We start from the raw sequence: 13,399 nt of genomic DNA, 5'->3' as shown, positions 1-13,399 counted from the left end.
TCATTGTCTGGCGGATTTACCCAGGGATTTCGCCACCAGTTGTTCGTAGAGTTCGGCGTAGGGTTCGACCGCCTTGCGCCAGTTGAAAGGCGCCGACATCGCCCGGCAACGCATGGCATTGAGCAGTTCGGGGAAGGCGAAGACCTTGAAGGCCCGGCCCAGCGCTTCCTTGTAGCTCTCGACGGTGGACTCGTTGAACAGGAAACCGGTGACTCCATCCTCGATGGTGTCCGCCAGCCCCCCGGTATTGCGGGCCACCGGCAGCGAGCCGAAGCGCTGCGCATACATCTGGCTCAAGCCGCAGGGTTCATAGCGCGATGGCATCAGCAGGAAGTCGCTGCCGGCGAACATCCGCCGCGCGTCGGTTTCATTGAAGCCGATGCGTACGCCGATCCGTCCTGGAAAGCGCAGGGCCAGCTCGCGCATGGCTTGCTCTTCTTCCGGCTCGCCGCGACCGATAATGGCGATCTGACCGCCAGATTCGACGATGAACTCGGCCACCGCTTCGGTCAGGTCCAGGCCTTTCTGATAGACCAGCCGGGACACCACGGCGAACAGCGGGCCGTTGGACTCGTCGAGGCCGAAGAGCTCGCGTACATGGGCAGCGTTGGCCGCCTTGCCTTCCCAGTCGCCAATGGCGAACCGGCGCTGCAGGTGGGTATCGGTGGCCGAGTCCCAGCTCTCATCGATGCCGTTGGGGATGCCGCTGAGCAGACCCTGCTGTGTCTTGGCCGCGAGGAAACCGTCGAGCCCGCAACCGAACGCCGGGGTGGTGATTTCCTGGGCGTAGGTGGCGCTGACCGTGGTGATGTGGCTGGAGTAGGCCATGCCGGCCTTGAGGAACGACAGCTTGCCGTAGAACTCCATGCCTTCCTGTTGCAGCGCATGTTCGGGGATGCCCAGCTCCGGGCAGGACGCCAGGCTCACCACGCCCTGGTATGCCAGGTTATGGATGGTGAACAGGGTCGGGGTGCGCTGGCCGCGCCAGTGCATATACGCTGGTGCCAGTCCGGCAGGCCAGTCGTGGGCGTGGACCAGGTCCGGGCACCAGTGGATCTGCGCAAGGTTGGCCGCGATATCCGCCGCCGCCAGGCCCAGGCGGGCAAAGCGGATGTGGTTGTCGGGCCAGTCGCGGCCATTGTTGGCGCCGTATGGCGAACCTTCGCGGGCATACAGCTCGGGGCAGATCAGCACGTAGATCACCAGGCCATCGGCCATGTCCATGCGTCCGATCTTGCAGGGCGGCAGCGCGGCGTGGCCGCCCAGTTCGCCGATGATGTGGATCGGATTGCCGCTGTTCATGACCTGGGGATAGCCGGGAATCAGGACCCGGACATCGTGCAGGCCGGCCATGGCCCGGGGCAGGGCGGACGAGACGTCGCCCAGGCCGCCGGTCTTGACCAGGTCGGCGATTTCCGAGGTCACGAACAGGATCTTCTTGCGGTTGGGGTTTTGTCGAACGACGGGGAGCAGTGCCTTGCCTCCGGTAGTCAACACCGGTGCCGTCGGCGATCCTGCCGCCGGTGGCAGTTGTGAGCGGACTTGTTGTGGTTCCAAGGCAGCACTGATCATAAATATCTCCTGTTTTCTCGATCTGTTTCCGGCAAGCGCCAGAGCTGATGTTTCATTGGCCGAATCCTGCGGCCAGGCGCACAAGCGCTACGCAAGGAGAGCAAAGCGCTGCCCAATGCGGCAAAGCGAATCAGATGAAAGAGCTGTGCAAGGACTTGCAAGGACTGCACCAGCCACCGTTGCCCTACCTCTAACCTGACCCGTGGCCGCTGCGAAAAGTTTCGACTTTTTTTCGTCTGGATGACCGGTCGGTTTTTGCCCCGGTTTGGCAGTCTAGGCCAGAACCTAGAGCGCTACGGTGCGCTTCGTCGAATTGTCGGACAATCACGTTTTTTGGCGGCAATGTCTTACACGACAATCGGTGATACGCACCGACGAAGTGCAGGTTTCTGTCACGCAAGAGGAGTAGGAGGCGAGGGGGTGTTTCATCGCCGTGCGCGGTGCAATGGCGTGCTGCACCATCAGGGGGCGTTGAAAATAGAGGCGTTTTGATGGCGCTGTGAGCGCCGCGAAGGGGGAGCGAACTCCCCCGTGCAGTGACTCGGGCGGTCAGCCGGCCGGAATCAACGAGCGGATCGGCGCCCCTGCGGCCCAGGCCCGGATGTCGTCGATCATCAGGGCGTAGAACTGTCGGTAATTCTGTCGGCTGACGTAGCCGATGTGAGGTGTGGCCAGGACGTTGTCCAGCGTCCGGAACGGATGCCCGGGCGGCAAGGGCTCCTCGGCAAAAACGTCGAGGGCGGCGCCAGCCAGGCGCTTGTGGCGCAAGGCATCGATCAGGGCGCCCTCATCGACGATCGGGCCGCGGGCGGTATTGACCAGCAACGCCCCGGGTTTCATCCAGCCCAGGGCCTGGGCGTCCACCAGCCCACGGGTACGCTCGCCAAGGACCAGGTGGATCGAGAGGATGTCGGCCTGCTCGAATAGCTGCTGCTTGCTCACATAGGACACCCCCGCTTCGGCGGCCCGCTCCGGGGTGAGGTTCTGGCTCCAGGCGATCACGTGCATGCCGAACACCTGGCCGAACTGCGCCACGCGCTGGCCGATGCTGCCCAGGCCGAGGATCGCCAGGGTCTTGCCGTGGAGGTCGCCCCCCAATCCTTGCTGCCACAGACCGGCGCGCAAGGCGTTGGCTTCCGGCAGGAGGTTGCGGCTCAGGGCCATGACCAGTGCCCAGGTCAGCTCGGGGGCGGCATGCTTGTAGCTTTCGGTGCCGCAGACCTGGATACCCAGCTCGGCGGCGGCCTTGAGGTCCAGGGCGGCATTGCGCATGCCGCCGGTCAGCAACAGCTTGAGCCTGGGCAGGCGTCGCAGCAGGCCTTCGTCGAATGTCGTGCGTTCACGCATCACGCAGATCACCTCGAAAGGCTCGAGGCGTTCGGCCAGGGTATCGCGGTCGGCGGGGTAGTCATGCAGGAACGTCACCTGGCCGATGTCGTCGAGCACTGACCAGTCCACCACGTCCCGCGCCACGTTTTGCCAATCATCGATGACCGCTATCTGCACCGCCATGGAACACCTCGTCAGGGGATGGGTTTGTTCAGCCAGCTCAACAATGCTTCATGGAACCGGTCCGGCTCTTCCATCTGCGGTGCGTGCCCCAGGTTGGCGAACTCCACCAGCGTCGAGCGCGGGATGAGCTGTGCCACCTGTTTGCCCAGTACGTCATAACGGCCCAGCCTGGCCTTCACGGCGGGTGGCGCTATGTCGCTGCCGATGGCGGTGGTGTCGGACGTGCCGATCAGCAACAGGGTCGGCACCTTAAGGTCCTTGAATTCGTAGTAGACCGGCTGGGTGAAGATCATGTCGTAGATCAGCGCCGAGTTCCACGCGACCTGGGTGTGTCCCGGCCCTTTGTTCAGGCCGGCGAGCATGTCCACCCAGCGGTCGAACTCCGGCTTCCAGCGGCCCCCATAGTAAGTGGTGCGCTCGTAATTGCGAATCCCGTCGGCGTTGAGCTTCAGCTCGCGTTCATACCATTGGTCCACGGTGCGGTAGGGCACGCCAAGGGCCTTCCAGTCTTCGAGGCCGATGGGGTTGACCATCGCCAGGCGCTCTACCTGATCTGGGAATTGCAGGGCGTATCGGGTGGCGAGCATACCGCCCGTGGAGTGGCCCAGGACAATGGCCTTCTGCACGCCGAGGGCCTTGAGCAGGGCCTGGGTATTGGTCGCCAGTTGATGGAAACTGTACTGGTAATAGTCCGGCTTGCTGGACGTGCAGAAGCCGATCTGATCGGGCGCGATCACCCGATACCCGGCTTCGCTGAGGGCCTTGATGGAGTCGCCCCAGGTGGCTGCGCAGAAGTTCTTGCCATGCATCAGCACGACACTGCGGCCGTTGACCTTGCCCTGGGCCGGTACGTCCATGTAACCCATCTGCAACGATTGGCCCTGGGACTGCAGGTTGAAATGCTTGAGGGTATAAGGGTATTCGAAACCCTGTAGCTGCGGCCCGTAGGCCGGGCCTTCGGGGGGATTCGCGGCGTGAGCGAACAGCGGCAGGGTGCTCAGCAGCAGGCTGGGAAGCCAGCGGGCGGTCAAACGCGACATGGTCAATCTCCTTGGGGCAACCGGCCGATCCTGGGGCTACCCGATTATGGCGACATTAACCACAGGCAATCGAACCGCCCGAACGTTCCCGGCCGCCTCCGTCAGTGGGCCGGATAATCCGCCACCACGGTCTGGCTTCCATCCTTTTTCTGACCGATCACCTGGTAGGCATCGCTCATGCCGTCCATTTCCATGCCGGGCGAGCCCATGGGCATGCCAGGCGCGGCCAGGCCAAGCAGGTCGTCGCGCTTGCTCAATGCCAGTACCTGATCCGCCGGTACGTGACCTTCGACGAACTTGCCATTGATTTCGGCGGTGTGGCAGGAACGCAGGTTCGTTGCCACGCCCAGGCGCTGCTTGACCGCGCCCATGTCGGTTTCGACATGGTCGTTGACCTTGAAGCCGTTCTCTTGCAGGTGCGAGATCCATTTCTTGCAGCAACCGCAGTTGGCGTCGCGGTGCACGTCGATGGCCACCGGTTCGGCGGCCTGGGCCAGGGTGGAGATGAACAGGGCGCTCAGGGCGAGCAGATGCAGGGGATTAGCCATGGGAGCGGTCTCGTGTGGAGCGGTTTGCAAAGGAGGATAACAGAGTAGTGCAGAGGAGCTGACAGGCAGCTGAGGAGCAGATGACACAATTGTCAGCTTGTGGTGAATGACATTGTTATTCGAAAGATGACATCATTTTGCCTTCATTGATTGAACTGGATGACAGGGAAGACATGCACATCGAAAATCTCAAGCGGTTCCTGGATGCCGGCACCACGTTTTCCTTCGGCGACCGCGTCACGCCCCATACGGCCAACGATTTCTGGCGATGGGCGTTCTCCAACATGAACGTACCCGTGTTGCGGGGCGTGTTGATCGAATACCTGGTGGCCCAAAAACTCATCGCCCACTGCGACGACATCGTCGGCGATACGGTGAGAGCGTTGACCACCTATACCCCTGGGCCCGGCGACCTGACCCGCAGCATCGAAAAGCACTATCAGGTCCAGCCCCATGGTGATGTGTTCGACCTGCAATTGAGCTGGGGCGTGACGCTGGAAATCAAGAGCACGGCTTCGCCGGCCAACTGGCGCCTGAACAAGACCTGCCGATGGAACATCATCGAAGACAAGAATCTCAAGGAAACGGTATTTCCGGCCCAGTTCTACATTCTCGCCCAGATGGGCCCACAGGTGAGCTTCAGCGACAGTGCCCTGGACCTGGGGGCGATCACCTTTCATGTGCGTACCGGCGAAGAACTCGAACGCCTGGCCGCTGGGCAGCAGTCGCTGGGATTCGCCCGGTTCGTGGGCGACGAGAGTGCTCGTCCCGGCTGCGGATATGACCAATTGACCGCCGTGCTGCTCGATCTGCAGACACAGCGCCTGCAGCGTGTGCGCAAGAAACTCCGGCCAGACTGGAAACTGGTGCCGCGCGATGGCCAGGATGACTTCATGCCGCTGGCCGTGGAACGGGACGGCAAAGTGGAGGCCTGGTGGTATTGGCAAGTTGAGGTGGAGGGTAAATGGACTGCGGTGCCCATCGAACCGATCGAGTCTCCCTGGTTGCCGGACGAGACACCTGGCTGGCGGGATTGGGAGGCGGCGGGGTTTGCCTATGTGCCGGAGGTGGTGGCCATGGCCGAGCCCGAAGAGGCCATCGTCGGCCCCTGAGGCAAGGCCGTTTGCCGAGCTATCGGCTGATCCGTCCCTTCTTTGCGCAGCCTTCGCTGTGCAACTTCTCTGACCCATGAGTCGCCTGCCAGGCACCTGTCTTCGAGGCAGGCGCCCAGGCAGCTTTTTCCTTTCCAGCAACGATAAAAAGCCTCGTTTCGCAAATCCCCGCCGGCCAACACAATCGCTTCGACATCGCTCCAAACACACCGCAGAACAACAAGACAGAACCCGAAGCGGTCGCGATGCAGCTCTGAATCGAACCCACTGCCGGAAGTGCACACATGCCCTTTGAAACGATCCACATCGATACGCTTGTCATTGGCGCCGGCCAGGCCGGCGTGGCCATGAGCGAACATTTGAGCAGGCAAGGCGTGCCTCACCTCGTGGTGGAGCGCAACCGCATTGCCGAAGCCTGGCGCACGGCGCGCTGGGATTCCCTGGTCGCCAACGGTCCGGCCTGGCATGACCGGTTTCCCGGGCTCGAATTCGAGGGGCTCGATCCCGACGCCTTCGCCGGCAAGGACCAGGTGGCCGATTACTTCGTTGCCTATGCCAGCAAGTTCAACGCGCCGATCCGTACCGGGGTGGACGTGAGGAAGGTCCAGCGCAATGTCGGTCGTCCCGGCTTCAGCGTTGAAACGTCGGAGGGGCTGATCGAGGCGATCCATGTGGTGGTCGCCACCGGGCCGTTCCAGCGGGCGGTCATTCCGCCCATCGCACCTGATCTGGCCGGCATCGTCCAGATGCACTCCGCACAGTATCGCAATCCCGGTCAGTTGTCCGAAGGCGCGGTCCTGGTCGTGGGAGCGGGCTCATCGGGTGTGCAGATCGCCGATGAGTTGCTACGTGCCGGCAAGCGCGTCTACCTTTCCGTGGGGGCCCATGACCGTCCACCCCGGTCCTACCGCAACCGGGATTTCTGCTGGTGGCTGGGGGTGCTTGGGGAGTGGGATGCCGAGGCTGTCCGGCCCGGCAAGGAGCACGTGACCATTGCCGTGAGCGGTGCCCGTGGCGGTCATACCGTGGACTTCCGCAGGCTCGCCCATGAAGGCATCACCCTGGTGGGCCTGACGAAAGCGTTCGATGGCGGCCAGGTTCGCTTTGAGCCGAACCTGGCCGAGAACATCGCCCGCGGCGATGAAAACTACCTGGCGCTGCTGGATGCCGCTGATGCCTACATTGCCCGCAACGGGCTGGACCTGCCTCTCGAACCTGAGGCCCGCCAACTGCCGCCCGACCCGCCATGCCTGACCCATCCGATCCTGGCGCTCGATCTGCTGGAGGCTGGCGTCGGTACGATCATCTGGGCCACAGGGTATTCGGTGGACTACAGCTGGCTGAAGGTCGACGTCCTCGATGCCAACGGCAAGCCCCGTCACCAGCGAGGCGTGTCCAGCGAGCCGGGTTTGTATTTTGTCGGCCTGCCTTGGTTGTCGCGGCGCGGGTCGGCGTTCATCTGGGGCGTCTGGCACGACGCCCGGCATATCAGTGACCACATCGTCAAACAGCGCACGTACCTGGCCTATCGTCGCCCGAGCGACAGCCTGGACTCGCCTGCGCCCGCCATCGATCCGCACAACTCGAAAACCAGCCTGATGGGAGTCCGCTGATGCCTACTCACACCCGTATCCGCATGTTCAACACCAAGGACACCTACCCGAACCAGGCCCTGGACAACGACCTGTGCCAGGCCGTACGGGCCGGCAACACGGTCTATGTTCGCGGGCAGGTCGGCACCGACTTCGAGGGGCGGCTGGTGGGGCTCGGCGATCCCAGGGCCCAGGCCGAACAAGCCATGCGCAACGTCAAGCAATTGCTGGAAGAAGCCGGCAGCGACCTGACGCACATCGTCAAGACCACCACCTACCTGACCGATCCGCGCTACCGCGAGCCCGTGTACCAGGAGGTCGGTAAATGGCTCAAGGGTGTGTTTCCGATTTCCACCGGACTGGTGGTCAGTGCTCTTGGCCAGCCCCAGTGGCTGATGGAAATCGACGTGATCGCCGTGATTCCCGAATAAGGACCGAACCATGACTTTTTCCATTGTCGGACGCTGCGCCGAAACCGGCCAGCTGGGCGTCGCCATCAGTTCTTCGAGTATCGCCGTCGGTGCCCGCTGCCCCTGGTTGCGGGCAGGGGTTGGCGCGGTGTCGAGCCAGAACATCACACTGCCGGCGCTGGGCCCGTTGATCCTGGACGAACTCGCCACGGGCCGGGGGGCGCAAGAAGCCGTGGACCGTGTCCTGGCGCGCAATGGCTATAGCGAGTATCGCCAGGTGGCAGTGATCGATGCCCAGGGCAACACGGCGATCTACAGCGGCAGCCGTGCCTTGGGGATTCATCGTGCCTTGGCCGGCGAGCAGTGCGTGGCGGCCGGCAACCTGTTGGCCGACGATATCGTGATCGACGCGATGGTCATGGCCTTCCAGCACAGCGAGGGCAGTCTCGCCGCCCGTCTGATGCGGGCCTTGCGAGCCGGCCAGGAAGCGGGTGGCGAAGCCGGGGCGGTGCACTCGGCGGCGCTGTCGGTGGTGGACGACCTGACCTGGCCCATCGTCGACCTGCGGGTGGACTGGGCGGAGCAGGATCCTGTCGGCGAACTGGAAAAACTCTGGACGGCCTATCAGCCGCAACTGCAGGACTACCTGACCCGCGCCTTGAACCCCACCCTGGCGCCCAGCTATGGAGTGCCGGGCGATGAATGAACTGCGCAGTCGCGCACTGCTGGCCAGGCTGGTGGGTTTCGCCACGGTCAGTCGCGACTCCAACCTGGCGCTGGTCGGATTCGTGCGTCAGTACCTGGCGGACCTGGGGGTTGAATGCGAGCTGATCTACAACTCCGAGCGGACCAAGGCCAACCTGCTGGCCAGCATTGGCCCGCTGGAACCTGGCGGGGTCGTTCTGTCGGGGCACACCGACGTGGTACCGGTAGACGGGCAGGCCTGGACGGTGGATCCGTTCTGCCTGAGCGAAGCCGACGGCAAACTGTTCGGCCGGGGCACGGCGGACATGAAAGGCTACCTGGCCTCGGTGCTGGCAGCGGTGCCAATGTTCCTCGCCAGCCCACTTCGTCGGCCGGTGCATCTGGCGTTCTCCTACGACGAAGAAGTCGGTTGCCTGGGTGTACGCAGCCTGCTGGAAACACTGCCCGAGTCCATTGCCGAGCCTGCGTTGTGCCTGATCGGCGAGCCTACGCAGCTGCAGCCGGTGCTCGGTCACAAGGGCAAGTTGGCGATGCGTTGTCATGTCAGAGGGGCAGCCTGCCACTCGGCCTATGCCCCTCACGGCGTGAACGCCATCGAGCAGGCGGCACGGCTGATCGGCAGGCTGGGAGAGATTGGCGCATGGCTGGCCGATCCGGCACGGCATGACCCGCGCTTCGACCCGGCGTATTCGACGGTGCAGGTCGGGGTGATCCAGGGAGGCACCGCGTTGAACATCGTGCCGGCCGATTGTCGTTTCGATTTTGAAATCCGGGCCTTGCCGGATTTCGCTCCGCAGGGGGTCGTCGCGCAGTTGCAAGGCTTTGCCGAACAGACCCTTCTGCCGGCCATGCAGGCGGTAAATGGCGCCACCGCCATCCGTTTCGAACAGCTGTCTTGCTACCCGGGGCTGGCGACGTCACCCAAGAGCGCCGCCGCGCGCCTGGTCGCGCAGCTGTGCGGCAGCGACGCTTTTGGCACGGTGGCTTTCGGTACCGAAGGTGGCCTGTTCGACCAGGCCGGTATCCCCACCGTGGTGTGCGGCCCCGGCAGCATGGACCAGGGACATAAACCCGATGAATACGTGAGCGTCGAGCAGATGGCGGCCTGTGATCGCATGATGGATCGATTGGCACGCCACCTCAGCGAACCCCACCCTTTCTGGGCCGAGGAGCTTGCGTGAACGACTTCAACGACTGGCGAACCCGGGGCGCGACACTGCGCCTGACGGATACGGTGCCGATGGCGAGCTCCCCGGGTAACAACGAACGGGTCGACAAGACCGGTAATGCTGTAGACCGCACCGCCCGCGCTTACGGTCACCCCTGAGTCCCGCGCTGGCTCGTGCGGGCGAGCCGGCATTTCGAGGAACCGCTTCATGTCCAGATCCTTGCGTTGCAACATTGCGTGCGTCCTGGCTTTGCTGAGTACCAGCGCCTTGGCCGCGCCACAAAGCCTGACCGTGATTTCCTTTGGCGGCGCCACCAAGCAGGCCCAGGACAAGGCCTACTTCCAACCCTTCAATGCCAGCGGTGCAGGAAGCATCGTGGCTGGCGAATACAATGGCGAACTGTCGAAGATCAAGGCCATGGTCACGGCGGGTCACACCAGTTGGGACGTGGTCGAAGTGGAAAGCCCCGAGCTGCTGCGAGGCTGTGAAGAAGGCCTGTTCGAGAAACTCGACCTGACGGCCATGGGCGACCCGGCGAACTACGTACCGGGTGCGCTCAACGAATGCGGCGTCGCCACCTATGTGTGGTCGATGGTCCTGGCCTACGACCAGAGCAAGCTCGGCAAGGCGCCCAGGTCATGGGCGGACTTCTGGAACCTCACCGAGTATCCCGGCAAGCGCGGCCTGCGCAAGGGTGCCAAATACACCCTGGAAATCGCCTTGCTCGCCGACGGCGTCAAGGCAGAGGAGCTGTACAACGTCTTGAACACGCCGGAGGGAGTGTCGCGGGCTTTCGCCAAGCTGGACCAGATCAAGCCGAATATCCAATGGTGGGAAGCCGGCGCCCAACCGGCGCAATGGCTGGTGGCAGGGGATGTGGCGATGAGTGCCGCCTACAACGGGCGCATCGCTTCGGCGCAGAAGGAGGGCATGAAGCTGAGCATCGTCTGGCCGCAAAGCCTGTATGACCCGGAGTACTGGGCCGTGGTCAAGGGCACGCCGAACAAGGCCCTGGCCGAGCGGTTCATCGCGTTCGCCAGCCAGCCCCAGACCCAGAAAGTGTTCTCGGAAAATATCCCTTACGGGCCCGTGCATCGCCAGACGCTGGGTTTGCTGCCCGAGGCCGTGAGGGACCAGTTGCCTACCGCCGAAGCCAATCTGGCCGGGGCTCGGGCCGTGGACTCCGAGTTCTGGGTCGACCATGGCGAGGAGCTGGAGCAGCGTTTCAACGTCTGGGCGGCCCGCTAGGCGAACCAGCCGTGGCGAGGGGACTTTTCCTCGTCACGGCCTGCCTGGCGGGTTCACGGCAACCACTGCCTGAATTGTTCCCGGCAATACTCCACGAACAGCTGTGCCGGTTTGGTCAGGTGCGCGCGCCGCAGCCAGCCCGCCACCAGCGCCGAGCCTGTGACGTCTTCGGTGATACCGACGCAGACCACCTGTTGCCCATCGTAAGTGGTGGTGCAATGGGGGCGTGTCACCAGCACCGCGAACCCGAAACCCTGGCCGACCATGCCGCGTACCATTTCGATGGAGGGCGAGCTGAAGACGATATTCGGCGTCAGGCCCAATTCTTCGAAGATGCTGACGAAATACGTCCGGCTCGGTTGTACATCCAACAGGATCATCGGCTCCAGGGCCAGGTCGCGTAGCGACACCTGGGCCTGGCCGGCGAAGCGATGCCCCACCGGCAACAGGGCGTAGGGGCGCTGCGGCGCCGTCAGGGCCTGGGTCTCGATGGTGCTGTCGAGGTCGTGCTCATAGAAAATCGCCAGGTCGAAACGCCCGCCGGTCAGACCTTGCACCAGCTCCTGCTGCTCGCCGTCCTGCACACGGATCTCCACGCCGGGAAAGCGCTGGCGAAAGCCGGCGATCAGGCGGGGCAGGTAGAGCGGGGCGACGGTCTCGAAGCAACCGATGTCGATCTGGCCGCTTACGACATCATTGTCGGCCAGCGCGTTCTGCTCGAATTCCCGGGCCATGCGCAGCAGCTCCTGGGCCTTGCGGTAGAAACGAGCGCCTCCCGGGGTCAGCGAGACGCCCTGGGCATGATGGCGGATAAGCAACTGCACACCGAAGCTGTCCTCGAGCCCCTTGACGGCGGTGGCGATGGACGGCTGCGCGATGTACAGCTTGCGGGAGGCCTCGGCGACGCTGCCGCATTCAACGGTGGTGACGAAGTACTTCAGCTGACGCAAGGAATAGGACGCCACGACACACCTCTATACGGATGGTTTGGCCTACCTTACCTCGTGCCGCCGGGGTGAAGGGCGGGCCTTGCAACGGATTTTGCTGGGCAATGGCAATATCCAGGCTTGTTTATGGCGGAGCAGGAAAAAGACGCCCGCCTGAAAAGGGTGGGCGGGCGTTCGGGAAGGACCGGCTCGCAAAGGAGAGTGGCGACCGGTCAGGACGAAAGGATCAGGCCACCGGTATCAGTGGGTCGGCCGCTGCCAGGGCGGTTGCGCGATCCGCCGCAGGTGGATAGATCCATACCGTGTTGATCTGGGTCTTGAGCGACTTGGCTTCCTGTCCCACCAGTTTGAGCTGGCGATCCCAGCCCTCGGTGAACACCGCGCCCCAGGCTCCCAGGTCCAGGCATGTGACGTACTTGGGCTGGCTGTAGGCCATCGGTGCTACGCCCAGCAGGTCGGCCGCCACGTTATTGCCGGCATAGCGACCCAGGGCGATGGCGTGCTGGCAGGACATGGCCGCATAGTTGCCCAAGGTGTCGGTTGCGGCATAGGCCACGTCACCAGCGGCGAAAATGTCGTTCTGGCCCAGCACCTTCAGGTTGCCATCGACGTGCAGGCGACCCTGGCGGTCCCGGGTGCCCGGCACTTGTTGAGTCAGCGCACTGGCGCGGAACCCTACGGTCCAGATCACAGTGTTGGACTCGATACGCTGGCCGTCAGACAGTGTGACGCCGCCGGCATCCACCGACTCGACCGAAGCGTTGAGGATCCACTCGATGCCCAGGTGGCCCGAGGCCTCGATGATCGACGGGCGGATACCGTCACCCAGGGACGCGCCGATCTGGGGGCCGCGGTCCACCACGATCACGCGGATTTTTGCCTCGTCCCCCAGCACCGCTCGCAGGCGGGCGGGCATTTCGGTTGCGGTCTCGATACCGGTGAAGCCTCCGCCGGCGACCACCACGGTGTTGCGGGCCGGGCTGTCTGGCAGGTGCTTGAGGGATTTGAGGTGGGCTTCGAGGCGCGTCGCCTGTTCGATCTCATCGACGTCGAAGGCGTGCTCCAGCATGCCTTCAAGGTCCGGACGCACCAGTTGGCTGCCGGTGGCGAGGACCAGGCGATCATAGCTCAGCGTGGCCTGGCTGCCTGAGGCGTCGCGGTAGCCTACTTCCTTGCGATCGGGGTCGATACGGTGGGCCGAGCCCTGTACGAAGTTCACACCCACCGCATCGAACAATCCATGAAGCGGTGCTGCCATGGTATGCACATCGGGCTCGTAGAAACGAGGCCGGATGCGCAGCTCGGCCTGGGGAGCCAGGACCGAAATCTGCACATCGTTGCGCTTGTGCAGGTCGATGAGCCGGGCAGCGCTCAACGCGCTCCAGACCCCGCCGAACCCCGCGCCTACCACCAGAATATGCTGTTTCATGATTTGCTCCCGAAGAAAGATCGATACGTTGAAGGGTTCAGCCCATTCATTGTGGCCACGCCGCGAATGCCCGAAAGTGCTTGGCTCATGCCTTCAGCTTCGGTTCGCCAGAGCA

At 63.5% G+C, this 13,399-nt stretch carries 13 protein-coding genes; 7 read left to right on the top strand and 6 right to left on the bottom strand.

Features of this window, described 5'->3' with window-relative positions:
• From glgA to AC1M7R_RS26095, 4 genes are all read right to left on the bottom strand, one after another.
• Nucleotides 1-1,572, bottom strand: coding sequence for a glycogen synthase GlgA (gene glgA, locus AC1M7R_RS26110; RefSeq protein WP_072398439.1), 1,572 nt, complete (start codon nucleotides 1,570-1,572; stop codon nucleotides 1-3).
• A 549-nt stretch (nucleotides 1,573-2,121) separates the two neighbouring features.
• Nucleotides 2,122-3,084: a D-2-hydroxyacid dehydrogenase family protein gene (locus AC1M7R_RS26105; protein ID WP_076406941.1), complete on the bottom strand. Its 963-nt coding sequence runs from the start codon at nucleotides 3,082-3,084 to the stop codon at nucleotides 2,122-2,124.
• A gap of 11 nt (nucleotides 3,085-3,095) precedes the next feature.
• Complete coding sequence (locus tag AC1M7R_RS26100; RefSeq protein WP_072398441.1) at nucleotides 3,096-4,124, bottom strand: alpha/beta fold hydrolase; 1,029 nt, start codon at nucleotides 4,122-4,124, stop codon at nucleotides 3,096-3,098.
• 101 nt (nucleotides 4,125-4,225) lie between these two features.
• On the bottom strand, nucleotides 4,226-4,672 hold the full coding sequence (locus tag AC1M7R_RS26095) for a DUF411 domain-containing protein (protein WP_072398442.1): 447 nt from the start codon (nucleotides 4,670-4,672) through the stop codon (nucleotides 4,226-4,228).
• 137 nt (nucleotides 4,673-4,809) lie between these two features.
• Here AC1M7R_RS26095 and AC1M7R_RS26090 point away from each other — a divergent pair, with 137 nt between their 5' ends.
• From AC1M7R_RS26090 to AC1M7R_RS26060, 7 genes are all read left to right on the top strand, one after another.
• Nucleotides 4,810-5,784, top strand: coding sequence for a hypothetical protein (locus tag AC1M7R_RS26090; protein ID WP_490610119.1), 975 nt, complete (start codon nucleotides 4,810-4,812; stop codon nucleotides 5,782-5,784).
• Between the two features lie 284 nt (nucleotides 5,785-6,068).
• Complete coding sequence (locus AC1M7R_RS26085; protein WP_072459341.1) at nucleotides 6,069-7,397, top strand: flavin-containing monooxygenase; 1,329 nt, start codon at nucleotides 6,069-6,071, stop codon at nucleotides 7,395-7,397.
• On the top strand, nucleotides 7,397-7,807 hold the full coding sequence (locus tag AC1M7R_RS26080; protein WP_072398444.1) for a RidA family protein: 411 nt from the start codon (nucleotides 7,397-7,399) through the stop codon (nucleotides 7,805-7,807). Before AC1M7R_RS26085 ends, AC1M7R_RS26080 begins: the two co-directional genes overlap by 1 nt.
• A gap of 10 nt (nucleotides 7,808-7,817) precedes the next feature.
• A complete protein-coding gene (locus tag AC1M7R_RS26075; RefSeq protein WP_072398445.1) occupies nucleotides 7,818-8,492 on the top strand; it encodes a DUF1028 domain-containing protein in 675 nt (224 codons plus the stop codon).
• Nucleotides 8,485-9,672, top strand: a complete 1,188-nt coding sequence (gene argE, locus AC1M7R_RS26070) for an acetylornithine deacetylase (RefSeq protein WP_072398446.1) — start codon at nucleotides 8,485-8,487, stop codon at nucleotides 9,670-9,672. Before AC1M7R_RS26075 ends, argE begins: the two co-directional genes overlap by 8 nt.
• Nucleotides 9,669-9,818: a hypothetical protein gene (locus AC1M7R_RS26065; RefSeq protein WP_156682196.1), complete on the top strand. Its 150-nt coding sequence runs from the start codon at nucleotides 9,669-9,671 to the stop codon at nucleotides 9,816-9,818. Before argE ends, AC1M7R_RS26065 begins: the two co-directional genes overlap by 4 nt.
• A 49-nt stretch (nucleotides 9,819-9,867) precedes the next feature.
• On the top strand, nucleotides 9,868-10,908 hold the full coding sequence (locus tag AC1M7R_RS26060) for an ABC transporter substrate-binding protein (protein ID WP_490610118.1): 1,041 nt from the start codon (nucleotides 9,868-9,870) through the stop codon (nucleotides 10,906-10,908).
• A gap of 53 nt (nucleotides 10,909-10,961) precedes the next feature.
• On the opposite strand, the gene AC1M7R_RS26055 is transcribed toward AC1M7R_RS26060, so the two are convergent.
• Both AC1M7R_RS26055 and AC1M7R_RS26050 read right to left on the bottom strand, forming a co-directional pair.
• Nucleotides 10,962-11,873 carry a LysR family transcriptional regulator gene (locus AC1M7R_RS26055; protein ID WP_072398448.1) on the bottom strand — a complete coding sequence of 304 codons (912 nt, stop codon included), beginning with the start codon at nucleotides 11,871-11,873 and terminating at the stop codon, nucleotides 10,962-10,964.
• 208 nt (nucleotides 11,874-12,081) lie between these two features.
• Entirely contained in the window at nucleotides 12,082-13,284 is a 1,203-nt protein-coding gene (locus tag AC1M7R_RS26050; RefSeq protein ID WP_072398449.1) for an NAD(P)/FAD-dependent oxidoreductase, read from the bottom strand.
• Nucleotides 13,285-13,399 lie beyond the last annotated feature (115 nt).

The organism is Pseudomonas sp. MS01C9, from assembly GCF_058202755.1.
This window is presented reverse-complemented; position numbering and strand designations above follow the sequence as displayed.